The following is a 22,789-nucleotide window of genomic DNA, read 5'->3' as shown; positions in this document are numbered from 1 at the left end:
AGCAAGAGCTCGCGGGCGGGAACAGGACGGCGTCGATTGCGCCCAAGGTGGTTTCCACGGAACGGGTCGGGACAGTCAGTTGCCCACGCATCTCCCGCTGCACAAAAAAAGGATGTCCCCAACCAAGCCTAGGACACCCTCTTGCAAAACTCGATATTATTTCAACATTTTTAAAACTCTATAAACGATGGTTGCCACTTCTGCTCTTGTTGCTTTGCCTTCCGGATTTATCAAGCTGTCACTGCCTTCAATAATACCCGCTTCCACGAGTAAAGCCACGCTTTCTTTGGCGTACTCCGCAATGCTAGAGGCATCCTTAAAGGCATTTAGTTCATCTATGTTACCTTTTGGCAACAACTTGCCTGCCTTTTGGAGAGCTCTGGTAACAAGCACCATCAAATCTTGTCTGCTAATTTCCCCAAGTGGATGAAACGTGTTACCGCCAGCCCCTTCTGCAATCCCCAAAGCTTTACTAATGCCTAGAGCTTCATAATAGTAATCGTCTTTATTCACATCATCAAAGTTACTGCTGATGTCCGCCTTCAGCTTAAGCGCCCTGACAACCATTGTCATAAAGTCGGCTCGCGAAATATTTCTCTCAGGCGAGAAGGTCATCTCTGAGGTGCCGTTGACGATTCCTTTGCTTGACAACTCTTCGATGGCTTCTTGAGCCCATAAATAGTTGTCATTGACATCTTTAAATACAGATTTTGGAGTTGTCTCTGGCTCCTTCGTTGGTGGATTAACAGGAGGCTGCTCAGTTACAGGCGGCACTTGAGGCGGAGTCGTTGAGTTGCTGCTGCCAGTGCCACTCCCGCCACTGTTACTGCTGCCACCGACGCTGCTTCCTAGTACTTTGACGACTGCTGTTCCAGACGCTACGTTGCTTCCGTCAATCACTTTTGCAGTAATAATTGCGTTACCAACACTCAGGGCTGTAACTTCCCCTTTATCATTCACCGAAGCAACTTTCTCATCACTTGAACTCCAATTGATTGATTTAATATTAGAATCATCTGGCGTTATAGCTGCTGTCAAAGCACTTGATTGACCTTTTTGAAGCGTGACTTCGCCCGGTGTGACGATAACGCTTGCCGCAGGTATTCTTACATCTACATTAGCTGCCACAGTAAAGTTACCGTCAAGTGTTTTCGCAGTAATTACAGCAGCTCCTTTATTAACAGCCGTGACAATTCCATTCGTATCCACTGTAGCAATATTGGCATCGCTTGAGCTCCACAGAACCGTCTTATTCGTTGTTTGACTAGGGAACACGGTAGCCATTAATGCTTCAGACTGCCCCTTGAACAGAGCAAGATTTGTTTTATTTAATGCCAAGCTTTGAGCCGCAACCGAGTTTGGATCATGATAGAGATACACTCTCAAAGGTGCTTTGAAAAATGGCAGCATCTCGCTTGTTACACCCAGCGGAAGTTTGGTCTCATCAACAACGCCGGTAAGGTTGCTAATGAAAGTATTCAGTTTATAGTTCGCTTTAATAGCAGCAACATCCCAATTCACTGGCAGATCAACAGAAGGAAGAACACCATTCTCTGCCCCCGGTTTATAGGAGGTATAGGCTTTAATTGTAGCTGGGAAAAGGGCCTTGATCGCACTATCGGATGCCATACTGATGTTGAAAGAGGCAGGAACTGCAATTTCACGATCGATGCTTTCATATTCCCTGATTATGTTTACCGTATCACCTTGCTTAATCCAGTCCTCGGTAACTCTCGCAAATGCAATATTCTTATAACCACCCAAAGATTGGTTGGCAGAGTCCATATCCAACGACGAGAAGAACCGGCTGAAGCTGATCAGAATATCCCCATTATGTGCTTGAGTGATGGCCGGATAATGGTAGCTGCCCACACTGCTTCTTGTATCCAGGGCAAGATGCCTTCTGTATTTCCACGTTTTTCCTTCATCATCCGAAAGTGCGACAGCCAACGTGTTCCGGTTCGATTCCGTATCTACGTGAACGAATGCCCAATTGCCATTCTTAAGCTGCAAAAGGTCGTGCCCTACACCCGGGTCCTGTAGTTCTGGAACATCCTTGACCGTTGACCATGTCAATCCTTTGTCTTTAGACTCCGATGCCACTACACGATAAGGTCTTGGACCATTGTCTCGCATATAAGCCACAATCGTGCCGTCTGTTCTTTGTGCCATCGTGGCCTGAATGTTGGCGACACCTACAATGGGCTCACTCATCTCCCAACGAACTGAGTTATCCGCAAGAGGTTTGGAAGGCTCATACTCTGTGAAAGCCATTATGCTCATTTCCAACATGTCCGAATACAGAGGCAGCAGCAAACGAACTTTCCCGTTGCCTAAATCGACTGCAAACGGCTTATCTTTGGTTTGCCAGCCGAGTCGACGGGCGTATGGATAACCGGAACGAGGTTCAGTAATTGTATCCGCTACTGTCGGAGCATACAGATATTTGGTCGGGTCGCCGCCAATTAACTGCATGGTCTGTGTAACCAAACCATCAAATTCGGCTTCATTTATCTTCCGACTCATACCGGCTCCGCCATCTGCCACTGGTTTGAACAGATACTCTTTTTGCTCATCAAGCTTGGCTTTTACCGTATTCACGAAACCTTTGGCTAACTCCTGGCGCGCTACAAGCGGTGTTGTCGCCCAAGAAGGTCTTGATGCTGCTCCTGCTCTATCATCGATCGACAGACTGATATGATCGTCCGTGCTTTTCGGATCGACTACACCGCCAATGTTTTTACCGAGTTTAATCCCAACATTCTCTGAAAATGTCCAATTCGGCGCTTTGTTTCCAACCTCTTCAAGCTCATAGCTGCCTTTCTCGGCATAAGCATATCTGGGCTGGGAAGTTTGCCATCTGCCCGCCAATACGGGATACCAGAAAAACCACAGACGTTCGCCGGAATCCACGTATACGACAGGATTAATATCAGCGATATCTTGCGCATCAGTTACTTCGAACGGCTTCATCCATGTTTTTCCGCCATCCGTTGAACGTGCTCCCATAATCCGTGTCGTTGTTGCATCGCGTTCGCCATTTCCCTGGAACCATACACACAACAACTCTCCGCTTGGCAATTCTACAATACTGGAGCCGTGTACGTGGTCGCCTGTAGCACCATTATCTTTAATTGGATTAAAAATACTTACCGCTTGCTCGGACATGTTGAATGTTCCCGTACTAGCAGCCAAAGCAGGAATTAGACTTGTTGCAGAAATCGCTATACAAACAGTCATTGAAACTAGTAGCTTGAATTTACTATTCATCTGCATGACTCCTTTCATTGGGTAACATTAACGATGAATTTATAAATGGTTCCGTATTTATTGCTGACCGCAGTTATCATGGCAGTTCCTGGTGCTATTGCATTTACGATACCTGTTGTGGGGTTATTCGTAGCGACAGCAGGCATGTCTGAAGTCAATGTCAGTGTATCGATTGCTGCATTGGACGATTGTCCGCCTATCGTTAGATTGTAAGTCAGTTGTGTAGTGTCTCCTACTTTCAACTCAATAGTTGGCAACATGGTCACACTGTCAAAAGACGGCGAGCTTCCAGCACCGTAAGTTGCTGTTATAACAGAATCAAACAACGTCCCAATCTCGCTGTTTGCAATTTTAGAGAAGCCAATCGTTCTGTCTTCACCACCTGATGCAGGAATTTTATAGGTATAATTCAGCAGAGCATTCCCAGCCCTATCAACGAGAACCGATGGATATTCATAGCTCTCACCATTATTCATGCCATCCTTCATCATGATCGACTTCCAAGTCAATCCTTCATCCGAAGAACGCAATAAACTGAAAGAATTTCTATTGCCATCTTGCTTTGGCTTAACAACACTGCGTGCGGTTTCTTGATTCGACGCTAACAACCAGTCGCCATTTGGCAGCTTGGAAAGTTCAAAGCCACCGTCATTTTTCAAATAAGGATCGACTTTTGGAACAGTCCACGTAACTCCGTAATCCGTTGACTCCGAGTATGTCGTGTGCCACGCCATGCGTCCGTTTCTGCCATCTAACTTACCGCTTCTAAAGTAACCGCGAATCGTGCCATCATTTTTTTGAATCAGCGAGCCTTGAATTGTACCTGATCCTACAATAGGGTCGCTAAACTTCCAAGTGATGCCGTGATCATCGGTGTACGCGCAAACCGAATTCGCTAATGAATCTGAATACAAAGGCAAAATTAATCTTTTGGTGACGCCATCTGCAAGTGTGACTTCAATCGGTTTATTTTTAGTTTGCCATCCAAGTCTGCGGTAGATAGGTCCCCATGTATTGACATCATTGTCTGCTCCAGAAGAACGTTCAATTGAATTTTTAATAATTGACGGCTCTTTTACGGAGACTCCCGTGGTAAGCATGGTGACGATTTCATCTGTTCTGCCCGCATACACATCGTCGTAAGGCTTCGCAGCATTCAAGTATGAAACGTACTCCTTATACTTATTTCTCATTTGGACAACAAAACGATCTGTTATAAAACGAGTCCCGCCGCCAAACCTTGTAGTGACTGGTACATACTGTGACGGGTCCAGGTACGTTGCAGCAGTCACAGAACTTGGATTTACAAACTTAATGTCAGCACCCTTAATCCCATAGGTCCACTGTCCATTTGAGTATTTGCCCTCGCCAAACATACCTTCACCAACATTGGTGTACATGGGCTGTGGATAGTGCCACTTCGCGTTGCCGCCACTACGAACGGCATATTCATAGTTGCCCATGTCGGCGTACATAAATTTAGTTTGCGTAGATACCCATTGGCCATTGTAAATAACACCGTAGAACAACCATAACCTTTGTTGACTATCTACGAATAGAACCGGGTTGTTATCTGGGAAATCCCAAGTATCATACACAACGAATGGTTCAGTCCAGGTTTTCCCGCCGTCTTTCGAGCGAGAACCGATTAGTTTGGTTAAATTTCCATCTCTTTCTCCATTTCCGTTAAACCATACAGAGAAGAGTGTGCCATCTGGCAGTTCTACCATCGTGGAACCGTGATTCGCAATCTTGTCGACGGGCATCATTGCAGAATGACTAATGCCCTGAGGCGCTGCCGCATCCGCAACTACTGCATTAAACATGCTGAAAATTAACACGAAAACTAATAGTAGGGTTACATGTTTCATCTTCTTCAAACGGGGTCACGTCCTTTCATATTGTTAATAAAAGCTACCCTTTAATGCTTCTTTTTCACTTTTGTATGCGTTTATATAATTAATCTGTCAATCAACTTCCCCAATTTTCATTTCATAGAATAAAGCCTCCCATGTCATTGGTTTGTCTTACATGAGGAGCATAGCACACCGTTTTCGACCATTTGAATAGCCAAATTGGCGTTAAAAGTTCCGTTTCTCCGCTATTTGGACCATGATTCATTTCTCCGCTATGATGCAAAAAGTCGCTATAGTGTTATAGGCGTCCTTTTGCATACCAGTCTTTACAGGTTTAAGAGCGTTATGGTATGAATAAATCATAGATGCAGTTACTAAAAATACGGAGCAAGGGACAAACACCTGCCAATGGAACAATATTATTGGACTTAAAAAAAACTGCTGTTTTCAGTTGCCTACCGGATGCTTGGCTCTGTTTCCGATGCGGAAGACATGATGCAGGATATGTTTATTTCACTGCAAACAATGGACACTGAGCACATTATTAATATGAAATCGTATTTAGTTAAAATGGTGACCAACCGCTGTTTAAACGAACTGCAATCTGCGTGCAAACAGAGGGAGCTCTATATTGGCCCCTGGCTGCCGGAACCGCAGATTCAGGGCTTCGGCCAAGGATTTTAACGCGTTCGTTACTATGTTAAGGGAAGATGCTGTGCTAGTTTCAGATGGTGGAGGAAAACGAAGGGCGGCTATTCGGCCAATTCTGGGCAAAGAGCGAATCTTTGCTTTCTTCACGGGTATAGTGGCCAAAGGATCGCTGCGTGGAGAGTGGCGTCCGCTGACTATCAACGGTCAAGCCGGTCTTTTACTTAAGCAGCAGGGGAAACCTGCCTATCTCATATGTTTTAATTGGCATGCAGAAAGTGAGCAAGCACAGGAAGTTTATCTGTATGTGAATCCGGAAAAACTGGAGAAATTAAATTTTTAATCCATGTGTCACAAAAGTCCCTCTTTATTTGTCCTATGTGCGATCGACAATTTACTGATATGGAGGAGATACAGATGGAAGTAAGATTTCATCATAGCAAAGCTAACCCAGAAGCTATGCAAACCATGTATAAACTGGAAGGTTTCATCAAAGAAAGCGGCCTGGATCCTGTCTTATACGAATTCATCAAAATCAGAGCATCGCAAATCAATGGCTGCGCGTATTGCCTTGACATGCATACCCAGAAAATGAGCAGTCTAGGGGAAACGGATCAGCGTATCCATTTGATTAGCGTATGGCGCGAATCTCCGATCTATTCGGACCGCGAACGCGCAGCATTGGAACTTACCGAACTTGTAACGACCATTTCCGTGCAGGGAGTTCCTGATGGCACATATGAGCGTGTTCGGGAGCATTTTAATGAGCAGGAGTATGTGACTCTCATTATGGCAATTAATACGATTAATGCCTGGAACCGGATTGCAATTGCTACGGGTATGTTCCCTGGTTGTGTGTAAAAGACTGCGAGACGTCCATTAGGACGTCTCGTTTGTTTCTATTGTAAACCATGCAACAATTCCAGCCTGTCAATCGTCTGAGATATTGAAGGTAAAAACTCAACGAGGTGATAGAACTTGAATTCCCTAAAAAAGCTTATAAGCTTATCCGCAGCTGCCGTTTTGTCCCTTTCCTTAGCCGGTCAAAGTTTTGCAGCAGCCTCAACGTTCACCGATTTGGAGCAGGTTGCTGCCAAAGATAAAATTATTTCTCTGCAATCGCAAGGTCTCGTATCAGGAGTCAGCAGCGATCTGTTTCAGCCCAATGCACCATTAACCGCCTCCCAAGGTGTTCAATTGATCGTTAAGGCGCTAGGTCTGAACCTAAGCGCTATAAGTTTTTTTAAAGCGCCCCTAGCAACCGACTATTTTGCGAAAGCAGACAATGATGCTTGGTATGCGCAAAGCCTAATTATTGCGGCAAATAATGGGTTGGATCTTCATGCTGACCTTGATCCAAACCAGAAATGGACGAAGGAAACCTTTACGAAAGAATTGCTCCTTGCGCTCGAAGGCCACACTATTATGCACATGATGAAGCTCCCGCCAATCGAGATCAAAGACAAGGCCGAAATTACCCTGGACGCTCTCGGATCGATCCAAGCCGCTATTTACAAAGGCATTACAGCGCTTGACTCTGATGGCAATTTCCATCCACAAGCGGATATTACACGCGCGCAAGCCGCTGAGATGATTTATAATTCGCTCAAGTACGTCCACTCTGCTTCGAATCAGAATCCGACACCTCCGGCATCCGGTTCAACTGGCGATGCGCCAAGAGATGGAAACAGCCAACCGATGATACCAGTCGTTGATCCAACGGGTCAAGTTAAAGCCAATTCGATTGTATATGAGAATACCGAATACGGTTTCCGTTTCACGCTTCCTGACAGCTGGAAGGGTTACACGACTGTAACCGACAAGTGGGAAGGTCTTTCCATTGCGGATTCGCAAGTTGAGACCATGGTGGAAAGCGGTGCGAAGATTAGCATCCGCCATCCCGAATGGACATCCGAACAACCGAGACAAGATATCCCTATTCTCGTCTTTACCATCGACCAATGGAATGAGCTCCAGCAGGAAAAATTCCATATCGGCGCAGCTCCAATCGGACCTAGCGAGCTAGTCCGCAATGACAAATACGTATTTGCGCTTCCGGCGCGTTATAATTTTGCCTACCCGGAAGGCTACCAAGAAGTAGAAGATATTCTAAAGAGTAACCCGATTCAACCGATTTCTTAATCAAAAATCTATATGTAAACAGACACAAGGCTGCCGTATGCAACATCAATCGGCAGCCTTGCTGTGTTTGAATGCTATTGTTCGGTCAATATGATCGGGCCATCCGCCGTAATGGCGAGCGTATGCTCGTACTGTGCGGAAAGCGAGCCGTCAGCGGTTCTGGCGGTCCATCCGTCGGCATCAATCGTCATTAATGCTTTTCCGGCATTTAGCATCGGCTCGATTGTAAAAACCATCCCTTCCTTCAAGCGGAATCCTTTGCCCGGATTCCCGACGTGGGTATAATTAGGTTCCTCGTGCATCTCTCTTCCTACGCCATGACCGAGCAGATCGCGCACTACCGAGAATCCATTGCGCTCGGCATGGGTTTGAACCGCGTGCATCACATCGCCGATTCGGTTGCCGACAACAGCTTTTTCAATACCAAGATATAAGCATTCCTTCGTTACCCGCATCAGTTTACGGGCTTCTTCCGACACCTCGCCGACCGCATAACACCATGCGGAATCACCGATCCAGCCATCCGCTTCCGCGACGATGTCGATTTTGACGATATCGCCTTCCTTGAGTGGCTTCTGGTTCGGAAAACCATGTGCAATGACGTCGTTGACAGACGCACATGTCGCAAATGGATAGCCGTTGTAGCCTATCGTATAAGCCTTGGCGCCATTCTCCTTCAGGAACTGCACCGCGAACGCCTCGATATCGAGCGTCGTGATACCTGGCCGGATCATGCCTGCGATTGCTTGATGAAAAGCGGCGACGATTCGGCCGGCTTTTCTCATTTCTTCAATTTCTGCTCTCGATTTCAGGATAACCATACCATTCATCTCCCCTTTGACTGTATGCCTGAAAAAATCATATCGACGATTCCATCCACATCCATCTCGCTGCGCATATTGTGGTGGATGTTCAATGCTGTGTAGCCAACAAGCGAGCCAAAGATCAGATTAGCTGTTTTCTCCGCCGATTTGGAACCGATTCCTTCACGAATCATTTCCACAAACGGCATATAGATCCGTTCCTGAAAGTCGCCAAACAGCTTGCTGAACCGGTTTCCCGGGAAGTGATGAAAATTATCCGCAACCGTTTTAAGCAAAATAAATACAGAAGGATCCTGGATGCACTTCGTGAGGAGCAGCCTGGAGAACGACTCTGCTTTAAGCAAACTGCCGCAGTCCCCCGTCATAGCGGGTAGTACAGCTGACTCCGTTCGATTCAAGGCATCCCACAGTAAATCTTCCAAAAGCATGTGCTTACTTTTGTAGTAATGATACACGGTTCCGTAGCCGAGTTCTGCTTTGACCGCAACATCACGTATTTCCAATTGAATGCCCTTCTCCAAATAAACTTCTGCAGCCGCTTGCATAATTTGGTCCATCCGCATCTCTCGGATCGCATCATTTTGTTCTTTGGTACGTGGTGACATGGCGCCCCTCCTTTTTTAGACCTACTGTCATGTCAATATAAAAATAATATACATCATTTCGAAGTAACGATCAAGTGCTTCAATCGCCTGTTGTTCAGATATAGCTTTATCCCGTAGTGCGAAAAAGCCGCGATTTACGCGGCCTTTAATGAGATCATGTTTTTGTCAGTCTAGAACTTAACTCAAGTTCTTCATGCCCCGAAGCCAATCATAGAAACCATCATCGAAAAAGAGATCAGGGATATATGTCTGAGTATACGTGCAATTAGGGCAAAGTAGAACCAACCCTTGTTCAAGCACTTTGGGGTATAACTTCTCGTGTTTACTGTTGTTTCCGCAAGTAAGAGGATGCACTCCTACTGCCTGCTGGTAATCCTTAATACGTTGCTTCACGTCTTCTTCGTTCATTTTAATCCCCTTTAACTATAACACTTCTATCCCTGATTGCCCTCGACGGCGATCAGTAACACCGCGGCGGCAAGGCCCAAGCGGCGATCCAGTTTGTCGCTCTGGTCAGCCGAGAAATCAAGGTTTAGTTTTTGGACGAACGGGTTGAAATTTTGTTTGAACTCGGCCACTTTGGTTCCGTTCATCTCTACATGGTAATGCTGAGGAATCAAATTCGTCAGGAATCTTCGCAAAAGAGCAAGCAGCACGTTATCTTCCTTAATCAATCCGATTACCGATTCACTTGGGTTCAAGATCGCCCATTCATCCTTGAGGATCGACTTCATCCCTTTGCGTCGCAATGAGCCTAACTTGATCCCAGTTTCAACATCAACTACGTCGAAGACTGAGGAAAAATCAATGACGCTACGAGCTTGCATGCTGATCAAACAATCTTGCATGGTTTCATCTCCGTATATTCGGATGTCTTCCTTCAGCTTGAAGGCTTTCATCTTCGAGAAGAGAATTGGCTTTTCATTCACATCGAAAATATCGATTTTAGCGCCAACTAAAGATAGGATCTGTTTTCTAACCACGAAATTATGATGATTGAATTTCGGATTCAAATCTTCGCCCCCTATACTCTGAACTCTACTGACTCTTTATTCATTAAAATTCGACAGAATTAGGCAAAACTCCTTTTGTCCACGGGGACGAATCGAAAAAGCTACCGATCGCTCGGCAGCTCCCTTTTTTGCTGTCATCGAATTTTACCGGATCCGCCTGGACCTCCAAAGAAAAGCGCCATAAGTCATAAGGACCGGGACAAGTAAGACGACACTCATGGCACAAATTGCCATGAAAATATTGGAGATCACACCACTCCAGGCGAGCATTTTGGACGTATATTGAATGATCCACGAAGCTACGGCAACTATTGCCAGTACGATGAACATAGACTTCAGAGGCTTTGCTCCACCGCGATATTTCTCGTATAATGTCTCGTTATCCGAATGGATCGGTTTTGTACCTAACTTGGCTTTAAATATATGAATGGTATTGCCAGATGAGCAAACCGGCTCCCAGCCCCCGGCTCGGAACATGTCATAATAATCCTCTTGATCGGCTTTATTCAAATCCTGAATATCCATGGAATATTGAAGAGACTGCGGTTCCCCTTTACGCAGCGTGTACCCGAGGAATGCAAATGATTCGAGCAGCCAACCTTTCTCAGCCCATTGGCTTAATTTCCTCATATCCTTCTCCTCCGTAAATGCCAAACCGCCTGACAGGACATATCGCGTTTTACTCATTCGTCTTCGCCTCCCATACAGATTCTAGTGCGATCTTGCCATGGTGCGCCATTCGTGCCCTTCGCTCTATCTCGTTAAGCGTGATCGCTTTTCCTTTCTCTGTTGCGGTATACGTCTTTCTACGTTCCGTGTCGCTCTCATCGAGCAAAATATAGTCGGCTTCCTGCAATTTCTTGATTAACGTATACATGGTTGCAGAGCCGATCGTCACTTCCCCATTCGTAAGTTCTTCTTCAATGTACTTCATAATCCCGTAACCATGCCTGGGCGTTAACAAGGAAAGCATGATGTAGTACGCAGAGTCGGTCAACTGCTCAGCTGTTAGTGAATTGTTTCTAGACAAAGCATCACATCCGTTCTTTATGTCCATTACTAATATATCCATTATAGATATATCCATTAATGATATAGTACTCATTTTATTTTCTATTGTCAATGGGCGTTTCCCAGTAAGCGATAGCAGGCAAAATGAAACGGCCTCAGTCCCGTGAAATCCAGGGCTAAGGCCGTCTAATTCAACTTTATTTATTCGTATTATACTATCCGTAAATCCCAGCTCTAAGCAGCGCTCGTGTATACGCCGTCTTCGGCTCATCGAGTAGCAGCCGTGTCTCCCCCATCTCCTGAATGACGCCGTCTTTCATGACGGCGACCCGGTCGGCGAAGCCAGCAATCGTCTCCAGCCGATGCGTAATATACAGGATCGTCATCCCTTCCGATTGCTTTAACAACAGCAAAAGCTGCTGCAGCTCATGCTCCGTAGAAGGATCAAGCGCCGATGTGATTTCATCGGCCACAAGCAGCTGCGGCGACATGGAGAGCGCTCTCGCCACAGCGATTCGCTGCTTTTGCCCGCCGGAGCATTCGAACGGGTACCGCTCGAGAAAATTAGCGGAGAGCTTCACCTTGTCGAGCAGCGCCTCGGCTCGACTGTAGGCTTGCTTACGCGGTAATCCGCTCAAGCGCAGCGGTTCGGCGATAATGTCTTTGTTACGCCAGTAAGGATTCATGGAGCGGTCCGGATTCTGAAAGACGATCTGCATGCGTGAGCTTGGCACGTTCTTCTGGTCATTCTCCCACTTGATCGAACCGGTAGTCGGCTGCTGCAGACCCACGATCAACTCGGCCAAAGTCGACTTGCCCGAGCCGCTTTCTCCGATCAAGGCGAAAATTTCGTTCTCCTGTATGGTGCATGTTACGTCATCTACCGCCTTGACAATCTGATCCTTTCGGCTACCTCCATAATGTTTGGACACCCTCTCTAAGTGTAACATTGTGCTCCCCTCCCGCCAGTTGATTAAACCGAAACAGCTTGCTGAAATAACGGCTTCCCGTTATGTAAATAGCGCTGCTTCTGCTCGCCCTGAAGCTGAACACCGTCTTGCAGCACGATGATTTGATCCGAAATATGCAGCGCCGCAGGCAAATCATGCGTGATGAGCAGCAGCGTTAGCTGATGCTCTTTCACCTTGCTCACAAGCAAATCGAACACTTCCCGCTTCACAATCGGGTCCAAAGCGCCCGTCGGCTCATCGGCAATGAGCACCTTCGGTTTATTTACAAGCGCCAGCGCAATCAGGGCTCTGCTTAGCATACCGCCGCTTAATTGATGCGGATATAAAGCTAAGACATGCTCACCGAGCTGCACTTCAGCCAAAGCTGCAACAGCAGCCGCACGCTTCTCTCCTAAGCTCATCTGCAGCCGCATCGTTTCATAGAACTGCGAGCCGAGCGTCATAATCGGATTAAAGCTGCTTCTCGGATCCTGGAAAATATAAGCAGCATCTCCCCATCGCTGCAGGGTACTTGGCTCACCATCAGACTGATAAATGGCATGCCCATTCACCACGATACTTCCGCTCACCGATTCGGTAGGCGTTAAGCCATAAAGGGTGCGCGCCATCGTTGTTTTACCGGAGCCAGACTCCCCCACCAAGGAAGTGATTTGACCCTTTTTCACCTCAAAGGAGATTGGATAAATGATCGTTTTCGCGCCATAAGCTACTTTCAAATCACGAACGACTACAGCGTGTGGTTGATCTTCCTCGGGCCGCTGCGGCAATGACGTCCTTCGCTTAACCCGGCGTTCTTTGCCAGGAAGCTCAACTCCGCTGAGATTCACCGTCACTGCTTTTTCCCCAATCAGCGCAAGCGCAATGGTCACAAATAGAATAACCAAAGCAGGAGGCACAATCATCCACTGCCACGCATCGTTCAAAAAGGTTTGCGTACGCGAGAAAGCGTCCTGAAGCATTTTACCTAGAGAGACCGTGCTCGGATTCCCAACACCCAGAAATGACAAGCTGGCTTCCATCGCCACCGCCGATTGGAAAGCGATAATAAACTTCGTACGTACCAACGGCCAAATGAAAGGCAGCAGATGATTGTAAAGCACATACCAAGTCTTTCCCTGATAGAGCTGGGCGGCTTTGACAAATTCTCGCTCTTTTAACGAAAGCACCGAAGCTCGAATCAGCTTCATATATCCCGGCCAAGTAAGCAAACTTAGGGTTAAAATGAGCTGCCATGTCCCCCCTCCAGTAAAAGAAGCGACAATGAGAATAAGAAGCAGCGATGGCAGCACTAGCATCATATTCGCCAAACCGTTGATCGCCAGCCCCAGTTTGTTGGAATAACCAGCTAGCAACCCCAGACTGGCACTCAAGAAGGTGCTGATGATGGCGACCATGAGGCCTATATAGAGCGTAGTTCTTGTCCCATGCAGAAGCTGGCTAAAAATATCCTGACCGATGGCATTCGTTCCCAGCCAGTACGATTTGGACGGCGGCAGCAGCCGCTCTGCATCAATGGCAAAAGGTGAAACTGTGTGGATCAGAGGCCCAGCAAGGGCAAACACGACAAACAAACCGAACAACAGCATGCCCACGCGCTGTGACGCCGTAAGTTTGGTCAGCCATGACTTCATCTCTGCACACCTCTATTCCCAGCAATTCGCGGATCCAGATAAGGGTATATCAGATCAGCGATCCAATTAAGTAAAAGTACAATTAGCGTCATCATCAAAAATAAGCCATGCAGCAGTGGATAGTCACGCCCTAGAATGGCTTCCTGCAGCAGCTTACCAACACCTGGGTAAGCAAACACCGTTTCCACCAGAATGGACCCGGCCATCAGCGCACCCATCCGAATGATAATCAGGGTGACAAGCGGCAAAGCGGCATTGCGGGCGATATGCCGGAATAGGATGCCAGTGGTTCCTATACCTTTTGCCGAGGCAAATTCAATATAAGGTTCATGGCGGACACGCACCGCCTCATTGCGCATAAGCAAATAAATGCTCGCTACACTGCCAAGTGTCAGGGTAAAAGCTGGCAGCACGGCATGCCGAGCGATGTCCAGCGCATGATCGAGCCATAGATCAGACCGCATAAAGGCGGTTTTGGCACCGCTCAGCGGGAACCATTTTACTTTGACGGCCATCGCGATAAGCAGCACCATTCCGATGAGAAACTCGGGAATCGTGCTTAGGCCCAGCATCGACAAGAACAAACTGCGGTCAGCCTTTCCGGGATAACGCCAAGCCGAATACAGCCCTGCCAGCAGCCCGATGACGATTGAACATAAGCTGGCGATCCCTAGAATAAACAACGTCCACGGCAAACGTTCCAGAATAATGTCATACACAGGCGCCTTATATAGAATCGAGGAACCGAAATCAAACGTAAAAAGGCCTTTCAAATAGGCTAGAAACTGAGAGCCTAGTGAAGCGTCCAAATGATAATACTGCTGCATCGCTGCCTTTTGCGCTTCCGTCAAAAATACAGCGCCTTCTTCGCCGCCGCCCGTAATAGACTCAATGGGCCCCCCCGGCAGGAGCCGAGGAAGCCAGAAATTGAGTACGATCACAAATACCAGAACCAAAAGGTACGAACCGGATTTGTTATTTTTTGGCATGGATTAAGAACGCCTTATTTTCCCACAGCGGCATGCCGTCCGCGATTCCGCCGTACGTATTTTTCCAACCGTCGAACTTATCTGCTTTATGAATCTCATAGAACGGGCGGTGATACAGGACAAGCGTAGGCAGCTCTTCCGCTAAAATATCCTGCATTTGATTCACGATCTCATGACGTTTGGTTTCATTCATTTCTTGCATTTGTTGATCCGCAAGCTTGTGGAACTCATCCAGCTTCAAGCTTTTCCCGCGCGATGAATAGGCATTAGCTGCTTTACCGGAGAACCACAAGCGCAGATAATCGGGGTCTCCGCTCGCGCCGACATGACCTGTTATCGCAATATCATACTTATTCTCACCCAGCGCCGTAGTGAATGCGGCCGTATCCAGCTGCACCAGAGTTAATTCGATACCTACTTTCTTCAGCATCTCCTTCATCATCGTCGCATCCGGCATCGCCGAGGAAGTCATCAATTTCAGCTTCAGATCCTCACGAACCCCGCTCGCATTTTTCTTGTAGCCAAGCTCATCCAGTATTTTCTCTGCTTGGGCCGTGTCATAGCCGTACTGCTTCACTTTGGCGTTATACCAAGGAGAATCGGTCGGCACCACACCAGCGCTGCCTACCATCGGCTTCCCACCTGTAACTTTGGCGGAAATTTCTTCACGGTTAAGCGCATACGCCAGTGCTTGACGCAAGCGTTTGTCACCCAGCTGAGGATGCTCTAAATTGAATGAAATACGCACTACGCTGCCAGTCGGTTCACTCTTAATCGTCTTGAGTCCCGCTTTCTCAGCGGTTTGAACGTCGGCATAGCTAGCACTATAGGTCTCATCAATTTCACCGTTTTGAAGCGCCAACAATTTATTCGATACAGTGACATAAGCGATTTCCTTCACCAACACCTGACCTTTGAAAAAGGTATCGTTGGCCGTGTACAAATACTGACCGGAAGCAGAGTCATACTTGGTCAATTTGTACGGACCTGTTCCAATCAATGCGGCGGGATCGCGGTATTCTGCTGGCTTCGTAACCTTTTCCCAGACATGTTTCGGTATGATTGGCACAATACCGACTAAGTCGCTAAGGAATGGGGCGTATTTATTATTGAGTGTAAATTTCACAGTCAAATCGTTTACTTTTTCAACGCTTTTAATTTGTCCAATGTCGCCGTTCCAATTAAACGGATACGTTCGGTAGTAGCTGAAGCTGAACACGACATCGTCCGCAGTGAACGGCTGATCGTCATGCCACTTCACATTCTCCTCCAATTTAAACGTGTACGTTAGGCCATCGCTGGATACTTCCCACGATTTGCCCAGCCAAGGGATGACGCCTTTGTCATCTTTCCAGGTTAACGTATCGAAAATAAACGAGTTGCGCAGGTACCCGAAAGGACCTGACGAGCTAAAAGCAAACGGAGACGGATAGCCGCTATTGCCGCCTGAGATTTTGAGCAGATCCACCGTCTTTGCCGCTGGAGCCGCAGCGCTAGCTGCCGGAGTTGCTTGGGCCGGGGAACTGCTCGCTGCAGCACCCTCCTGTTTGCCTGACGTACATCCAGTCAGGAATGCAAGTAAACTTGCCATCGTTAACGCTGTAAGTTTAATTTTTGTATGCAACATGCTTCTATTCTCCTCATCTTAAGTTCTTGTTAAATGCGGCCGTTTGCTAGCCATGGCAAAAAGCCATCTAAAAATCGTTCCGTAGCCGGCATAAAATATGAACCGTAATGATACTCCGGATCTAGCGTCGTCATCACGAGGGTTCCCGGTGTGCTTTGCTTGTCCACGTAAAGGATGGAACCGTCATGATCGATATCAATCAGCGACTCGACCGTATGCTCGGGAAAGAAAGCGCCGTGATAATGCCAGGTTGCATCCTCCAGCTCAATATGGCTGAACAGATCATGACCCGGACTGCTCACAACCAGCCCGCTTTTGGCTTCGGGTTCCAGCCACCACCAGAAATTGGTAGGTCGATGCTCCCAGCGGTGACCACTGAACCAATCGTGAGGCTGTGCGCCCAAGGCCACCACAACCTTACCACTATTCAGAAATTCATGAATTTGCGGCATATGATGCGCCACCAATCCTTGATGAATCTGCGAAGGAATGATGAGCACGTCGAAATCATGAAGGTTGATCTCAGTCAGCTTTGGCAAATACAACAACTCCGTAATGTACTGGCGATATTTCGGTTCTGTAAAAGAACGATGCTGATGCGAGCTGCCTGTATAAAGTACCGCGATTTTTCTCATAGGTAGGCCCTCCTTAGCTGCAGCCTCTCATGCTCTTCATACAGGAAGCGATGGAACTGCTCCCCGATTCGGCTGGCACTTGTATGCGACTGGCGATAATTGAGAAGATTGCGGCCGGCATGGACGATGATGGTACCTTTACTACTTTGGCGGTCGATATACGTAATCGGCTCTTCTCCGGCGAGCCTTAGCAGGATTTCTGCCCCTTCCGGCACCGGATGGTGACCACGGCTGAAAAAACCCGCAACCCCTTTGTTATACGTAATGTCTTCGGAAAGCACGCCTTCAAAAATCGGATGATCCCCCACTGTAATCTGATAGTCATGGTGGCTATGTATGGTTTTCGGGACAAAAGACGATGCCCCCGGAATCCAGGAGCGGAACAAGTGCCCGCCGAAGAACAAAATATTCCCATGGTCTAAAAAAGCGCGAATCCGAGCTTGTTGCTCAACCATGAGCTCTTGATCGATAAACTCGTCGATGATGAGGAACTTGTGCCCCGCTCCAAGCAAGTCGTACGAAGGCAGGTCATATTGGTCCAGCACCTTGGCCCCAGGATTACTTTCTCCTACGCGAACCGTCGTCTCACTGAAGATGGCACCCGAATCTAGTAATAAGAAGTCAATTGCTGCAAGCTTGGTCATGACAGGCGTTTAACCTCTAACAGCTCATCTTGCGGCAGTGCAAGGGCCTTCTCACACAAGTCAGCCTTTAGTTTTTCATTGGCTGCTTTGTCCTCCGGAGTCATCGTGCCTTCTCTTCCCTTTTTCAAATAATCATAGAAGACCCCCGGCAGGAAGTTCTCTTTCAATGCCACTTCTACGGAAGACCCATGCGTATCGGAAATGACAAATGCATACGACTGTGCCCGATGCGGATCATATTGGGCTACTGGATAATCGACATCGACGAGGTATGCGCCTCGTGTTGCAGCACGTGTCGTATATTCGAAGGCATCTCGAAAGCCCGGTCCAGCATGACCGGAGCGTACGGTGAGCGAGCTCCGCTCCGGAGACTCTTCCCCGTATAATTCTTGCAATGCTGCTTGTACAACACGGAAACCTACCCCAATAGCCATCAAAGCCAAATTCCCGTGATAATTGCGAAGCTCAACAAATTTCAGGGTTAAAGCTTCCCCACGATCTTTAATTACTAACGATGACATGCTCTCATCCACCCTTTTCTTTATATTGATAATGATTATCATTATTACAATGTCTTTATTATACTACAGTGAAAATGATTATCAACGTCATTTAAAGGCAATTCTTTTGATTTATATGTCGTTTCTATGAAGACATAAATTGGGTTATATGCAATTGTCAACCTTGTGGACAACCTCTTTTGCGTGAAGGATGATTGGGGAGGGGAACTACGGGGCGCTATTTTGCCGAAAACAACCATTTGAGTGGAAAAAGGGGAACTATGATCCTCTATTTCGCCAGCATGAGTGGAAATTGTGGGAATCCGGGAGGAATAAGACCCTGTAGTTCCCCACGGCCGCAGAATAGTCGACTTTTTCCTAAATAAGGGAATAGAGTTTCCCTAAATTTAGAGCGCAGCATCAATGAGTTCGTCCAGCTAAACACAAAAAGAGGCAATCCATTCGTCATTTCCATGACTTAGGAGACTGCCTCTTCTGTAAGCTTATTTCAATTCTGCTATGAGCCTATCCACTTCACCAGTTGGTGTAGTGATGGTTTCATACACTTTAATGGATATATGGGACTGAATCTGATCTTGAGTGAGATTGCTGAAGGTCAGCATTTGGTTACCACTTACCAAACGGTTTGACCCGGTAAAAGGAAAAGAACTCGAGCCCAAAGTTCGTCCTAAAGAATCAACTAACTCAAACTTCAACTTGGAAAAAGCATTGTCGAGAACCACTTCAGATTCCCGCTGCATGTCCATATCCAAACTTAATTTATACGTGTATGAGAAGCCAGTCGTCCCCATCGCAGTCAGCTGCGATAAAGTCCAGTTTTTCAGATTGAGTTTGAATGGATACAATGAAATGTTGTTATGATCGTTATCCGTCTGAACACTTACAGGATAACTGGCAATCGTAGATTTGAAAGCTGAATTGGATAACACTTCTTGCACATGCAATTGGAATAGCTCACTCTGGTCCGTGGCTGGAAGTGTGAACCCGTAGCTGACGACGATCCCTGTTCCTGGAGCTATATCTGCTGCGCTTACAGTCTGACGATTTCCTGCGTAGGCATTGCCCTCTTTACCCGCTATTTCCGCTCCAAAAGCCGGAACCGGAATTGGCTTATCACTTTTATTAAAGAGTTTAAATTTAGCTACTCCCGTTCTATTTCCTGTTTCTTGATTATCTGTTACGTGCAGTTCTTCCAGCGAAATAGTCAGATTCGGACTAATAAAATCATTCCTTGGCGTAAATGCCATCGGTGTACCAAAATCATAACGGCTTACGCCAGATCCTGTAACAGTACCTTCGTTCTCAGGGAGTCGGAATCCTATGCGACCTGTGAAATATTGAATCGGTGCCGTCTGCCCTTGTTTCAAGAAGTTCTCCGGTGAAAGAATATAGAGAGCTTCTAGTATCGTATTCGTATCCGTTGTAATCGCAAAATGAATGGACTTCTTGCCTCCTGCATCAAGGCTAATTGGAGCCTCCTCCACTCGCTTGCCGATAAAGGATTGCCCCTCCGATTTCCCGCTCAAGGTAAAGTCCGGTATTGTTTCTGCATAGCTTCCTTGGTTTTCCGCTTGAATTTCAATGATATAGCTAGGTGTTTGACCTGTAAACTGCTTAGATACCTTTACCGCTGAATATTTCAAGCTGGAATTGATGCCAGGAAGAGCGAAACGGGTTCCCCAATCACCTAATCGGGTTGGATCTTCTATTTTGGCGTCTTTACCACGCCATACGATGGAGCTGATATTAGCGTCTGCTAATGGCGTTTCTAGCTTAGGATATACTTTTTGATCAACTTTTACCCAAAGAAGATTCGTCAGCTGCACATCCTTATTCACTCCAATATCTGTCATATAACTTAAAGTCACACTACCCTGAGGAAGTATGGAGGGAGAATTGCTTGCGCTCGCTTGGAGGGTATAAACTGTGCCTTCCGTAGTTTGGATGCGCAGATCATAATCTGGCATTCGAGTTGTAGATCCTGATGTGTTATTTAATGTAATAACAACTCCTACTCTCCAACCGTCTGACGATTTTTCTTGGGTAACACTTTTGATTTGAGCCTGCGTATTTTCTGTCAGATCGTAAGCTGTTAGTGCTTCTACCGGGAGGTCTTTTATAGCCGGAGCCGGTGTCACAGGTACATACTGACGTTTCGCTTCATAAGAAGAAGTAACCAGCAGCTCTCGGGTTGCTGGAGAACTGCCACCGAATGTACCATCAATTTGGTTCCCCAGCAAATTCATTTGTAGAGCCAGGTCGGCATACCCCTTGGCCCAGCTGGATATCGTGCTGTCATTCATCCCTGCATTCGACTTCACTTCAGCCTCTTTATTCAAACCTCGGATCAAGAATGCGGCTAATTGTTCTTTGGTTACCTCACCTGCAGGATTAAAGGTGCCAGCGCCAAAACCATCTGTCAGATTAGCTGTTTTCAATGCTTCAATATATGGAAGTGCATAGCCATTGGCAGGATCAGCAGCGCTCACATCGCTGAAGCTGGAGACGCTACGTGAAGTGTCCACCTTCAAATTGAAAATCAAAGCAGCGGCCTTCGCGAACTGGGCGCGGTTCATTTTATCATGAAGACCAAACACACCCTCGCCCACCCCATCAAAAATCCCAGCGGCAATCATTGCATCAAATTTGGCTCTCGTTCCAGCATCCAATTGACTCAAATCGTTGAAGTCTACTGAGGATTTAGGAGAAACGGCGCCTTGTGCTACCGCAGATAACAGGGTAGAGGCCATACACGTGCTGATAATAACAGATAAATACTTCTTCATTGTCTAGTGCCTCCCCAAAAATTCGATCTTCCACCTCATGCGTGGCTGCTACTCTTTTACTTCAACTGGCCTTTGTTTTCGCTTTATAAAAAAGAGAACAAAAGGAATACATAGGAAAGCCGGTAGGGCTGAGATATAAAAAGTATCTGCGATAGACCTAACGAAGGCTTCCTTCTGCATGAAACCGGCCAGGTAGGAAGTCGCTGCGCCTGTGGCCGTGGCCCTATCTACCGCCCAAGCATAAATCTCCCCCGTGATTGCGGATACGGTGTTGTTTGCCATAACGGAATCCACAGGTACGCTTTCGGAAATGTGCTGGTAATGTACGATCTGTCGATTGCTCATAATAGCAGTAAATATCGCAATTCCAAGCGATCCCGCCACCTGACGAAGAACATTGGAAAGCGGCGAGGCGTTACTGATTTGTTCCGGAGCCACCGCGTTCATTCCCGCCGAGGTTAACGGCATCAGGCAAACGCCAATGCCAATTCCCCGAATGGTTAATAAGGCATTCAGCCAATGATTCGGCGTATCCGTCGTCAAAAGATGCAACTCCGCGGTAGTTATACCTAGAATAGCAAGGCCTGCAATACAAATTGAGACAACCCCGAATTTCTCTACCAGCTTTCCGCTGATCGCCATCATCACCGCCATTGCAATCGATTGTGGCATCAAGAGAATTCCCGTCTGCATCGCATTAAGCCCTTGAATGCTCTGCAAATACACAGGGGCTAAGAAAGTTCCGCCCATCATTGCCATCATAACCAGACTGCCCGAAATGACACTAATCGTAAATTTAACATTTTTGAATAAGTTCAAGTCCAGAACAGGCTGTTTGGCTCCAAGCTCCACCCAGATCAAGAGCAATAAACTGCAGAGAGCAATAAATAACAGGCTGACAATGAACAACGAAGTCCAGCCTTGGGACTGCCCTTTGCTTAAAGCCAGCAGCAGACTGCCGAAGAAAGTCATGGACAAGATGGCCCCGGGCGTATCAAATTTCAATCCTGTTGTGCGAGGTGACTCTTTCATAAGAATCTTGCCTAGCACGACAGCCAGTATTCCAATCGGCACATTAATGAAGAATAGGAGCCGCCAGCTGAAATTCTGAATCAAATAACCTCCGAATGTCGGTCCTAGCGCGGGGGCCACCATGGCTGCAATCCCCCATAACCCCATGGCCGTGCCTGTTTTTTCCTTCGGAAAGGTTGTGAAAATAATGGACATTCCGACGGGCATGATGAACCCGCCGGCGAACCCTTGAATGATCCGAAATATAATCATGGTATTGGCGCTCCACGCCAAGCCACATAGCACAGAGAATATAGTAAACCCGGCTACTGAGTAGATAAATAAATTCTTATTCCCGAATCTAGCACCTAGATATCCGCTCATAGGAATAACCATTGCGGAAGCCAGCGTATACCCCGTAATAATCCACTGCATGGTTGTGAGATCCGAGCCGAATACGGCAACGAACTTATTCATCGCCACGTTCATTAAGCTGCTATTCAATACAGCAACAAAGGTACCTGTAACGATAGCAATAAGCGACAACCACATCTGGCCATTGCCTTCTGATTTCTGCTTTGTAACCACCGATTCATCGGCCATCG

General features: G+C 46.9%; 21 protein-coding genes. 4 read left to right on the top strand and 17 right to left on the bottom strand.

Annotated features, from left to right (window positions below):
- Window positions 1-156: 156 nt before the first annotated feature.
- On the bottom strand, window positions 157-3,270 hold the full coding sequence (locus tag AC58VC_RS18100; RefSeq protein ID WP_497370195.1) for an exo-alpha-sialidase: 3,114 nt from the start codon (window positions 3,268-3,270) through the stop codon (window positions 157-159).
- Window positions 3,271-3,284: 14 nt separating this feature from the next.
- On the bottom strand, window positions 3,285-5,141 hold the full coding sequence (locus AC58VC_RS18095) for an exo-alpha-sialidase (RefSeq protein WP_497370584.1): 1,857 nt from the start codon (window positions 5,139-5,141) through the stop codon (window positions 3,285-3,287).
- 447 nt (window positions 5,142-5,588) lie between these two features.
- Here AC58VC_RS18095 and AC58VC_RS18090 point away from each other — a divergent pair, with 447 nt between their 5' ends.
- The 4 genes from AC58VC_RS18090 (at window position 5,589) to AC58VC_RS18075 (ending at window position 7,916) form a co-directional block, all read left to right on the top strand.
- Window positions 5,589-5,810 (top strand): sigma factor, encoded by a 222-nt coding sequence (locus AC58VC_RS18090; RefSeq protein ID WP_497370193.1) that lies wholly within the window; start codon window positions 5,589-5,591, stop codon window positions 5,808-5,810.
- A gap of 13 nt (window positions 5,811-5,823) precedes the next feature.
- Entirely contained in the window at window positions 5,824-6,117 is a 294-nt protein-coding gene (locus AC58VC_RS18085; RefSeq protein WP_497370192.1) for a hypothetical protein, read from the top strand.
- Between the two features lie 74 nt (window positions 6,118-6,191).
- Window positions 6,192-6,635, top strand: a complete 444-nt coding sequence (locus AC58VC_RS18080) for a carboxymuconolactone decarboxylase family protein (protein WP_497370190.1) — start codon at window positions 6,192-6,194, stop codon at window positions 6,633-6,635.
- A 117-nt stretch (window positions 6,636-6,752) separates the two neighbouring features.
- Complete coding sequence (locus AC58VC_RS18075; RefSeq protein ID WP_497370188.1) at window positions 6,753-7,916, top strand: S-layer homology domain-containing protein; 1,164 nt, start codon at window positions 6,753-6,755, stop codon at window positions 7,914-7,916.
- A 74-nt stretch (window positions 7,917-7,990) separates the two neighbouring features.
- Here AC58VC_RS18075 and map read toward each other — a convergent pair whose 3' ends face one another.
- The 15 genes from map to AC58VC_RS18000 form a co-directional block, all read right to left on the bottom strand.
- Window positions 7,991-8,737 (bottom strand): type I methionyl aminopeptidase, encoded by a 747-nt coding sequence (gene map / locus AC58VC_RS18070; RefSeq protein WP_497370187.1) that lies wholly within the window; start codon window positions 8,735-8,737, stop codon window positions 7,991-7,993.
- Between the two features lie 5 nt (window positions 8,738-8,742).
- On the bottom strand, window positions 8,743-9,345 hold the full coding sequence (locus AC58VC_RS18065) for a TetR/AcrR family transcriptional regulator (RefSeq protein WP_497370186.1): 603 nt from the start codon (window positions 9,343-9,345) through the stop codon (window positions 8,743-8,745).
- 177 nt (window positions 9,346-9,522) lie between these two features.
- On the bottom strand, window positions 9,523-9,753 hold the full coding sequence (locus tag AC58VC_RS18060; RefSeq protein WP_497370185.1) for a hypothetical protein: 231 nt from the start codon (window positions 9,751-9,753) through the stop codon (window positions 9,523-9,525).
- 26 nt (window positions 9,754-9,779) lie between these two features.
- On the bottom strand, window positions 9,780-10,358 hold the full coding sequence (locus AC58VC_RS18055; RefSeq protein ID WP_497370184.1) for an LURP-one-related family protein: 579 nt from the start codon (window positions 10,356-10,358) through the stop codon (window positions 9,780-9,782).
- Window positions 10,359-10,502: 144 nt separating this feature from the next.
- On the bottom strand, window positions 10,503-11,045 hold the full coding sequence (locus AC58VC_RS18050; protein WP_497370183.1) for a DUF2812 domain-containing protein: 543 nt from the start codon (window positions 11,043-11,045) through the stop codon (window positions 10,503-10,505).
- On the bottom strand, window positions 11,038-11,388 hold the full coding sequence (locus AC58VC_RS18045) for a PadR family transcriptional regulator (RefSeq protein WP_497370182.1): 351 nt from the start codon (window positions 11,386-11,388) through the stop codon (window positions 11,038-11,040). Before AC58VC_RS18045 ends, AC58VC_RS18050 begins: the two co-directional genes overlap by 8 nt.
- Before the next feature lie 196 nt (window positions 11,389-11,584).
- Window positions 11,585-12,319, bottom strand: a complete 735-nt coding sequence (locus tag AC58VC_RS18040; protein WP_497370180.1) for an ABC transporter ATP-binding protein — start codon at window positions 12,317-12,319, stop codon at window positions 11,585-11,587.
- Between the two features lie 23 nt (window positions 12,320-12,342).
- Window positions 12,343-13,971 carry an ATP-binding cassette domain-containing protein gene (locus AC58VC_RS18035; RefSeq protein ID WP_497370179.1) on the bottom strand — a complete coding sequence of 543 codons (1,629 nt, stop codon included), beginning with the start codon at window positions 13,969-13,971 and terminating at the stop codon, window positions 12,343-12,345.
- Window positions 13,968-14,960, bottom strand: coding sequence for an ABC transporter permease (locus AC58VC_RS18030; protein ID WP_497370178.1), 993 nt, complete (start codon window positions 14,958-14,960; stop codon window positions 13,968-13,970). The genes AC58VC_RS18035 and AC58VC_RS18030 overlap by 4 nt, the downstream gene beginning before the upstream one ends.
- Entirely contained in the window at window positions 14,947-16,587 is a 1,641-nt protein-coding gene (locus AC58VC_RS18025) for an ABC transporter substrate-binding protein (protein WP_497370177.1), read from the bottom strand. The genes AC58VC_RS18030 and AC58VC_RS18025 overlap by 14 nt, the downstream gene beginning before the upstream one ends.
- A gap of 29 nt (window positions 16,588-16,616) precedes the next feature.
- Window positions 16,617-17,222, bottom strand: coding sequence for a hypothetical protein (locus tag AC58VC_RS18020; protein WP_497370175.1), 606 nt, complete (start codon window positions 17,220-17,222; stop codon window positions 16,617-16,619).
- A complete protein-coding gene (locus tag AC58VC_RS18015; protein ID WP_497370174.1) occupies window positions 17,219-17,866 on the bottom strand; it encodes a phosphate starvation-inducible protein PhoH in 648 nt (215 codons plus the stop codon). Before AC58VC_RS18015 ends, AC58VC_RS18020 begins: the two co-directional genes overlap by 4 nt.
- On the bottom strand, window positions 17,863-18,387 hold the full coding sequence (locus tag AC58VC_RS18010) for a hypothetical protein (RefSeq protein ID WP_497370173.1): 525 nt from the start codon (window positions 18,385-18,387) through the stop codon (window positions 17,863-17,865). The genes AC58VC_RS18015 and AC58VC_RS18010 overlap by 4 nt, the downstream gene beginning before the upstream one ends.
- A gap of 482 nt (window positions 18,388-18,869) precedes the next feature.
- Window positions 18,870-21,173, bottom strand: a complete 2,304-nt coding sequence (locus AC58VC_RS18005) for an S-layer homology domain-containing protein (protein ID WP_497370172.1) — start codon at window positions 21,171-21,173, stop codon at window positions 18,870-18,872.
- A 48-nt stretch (window positions 21,174-21,221) separates the two neighbouring features.
- Window positions 21,222-22,787 (bottom strand): DHA2 family efflux MFS transporter permease subunit, encoded by a 1,566-nt coding sequence (locus tag AC58VC_RS18000; RefSeq protein WP_497370170.1) that lies wholly within the window; start codon window positions 22,785-22,787, stop codon window positions 21,222-21,224.
- Window positions 22,788-22,789: the final 2 nt, after the last annotated feature.

The organism is Paenibacillus sp. J22R67 (assembly GCF_059692175.1).
This window is presented reverse-complemented; position numbering and strand designations above follow the sequence as displayed.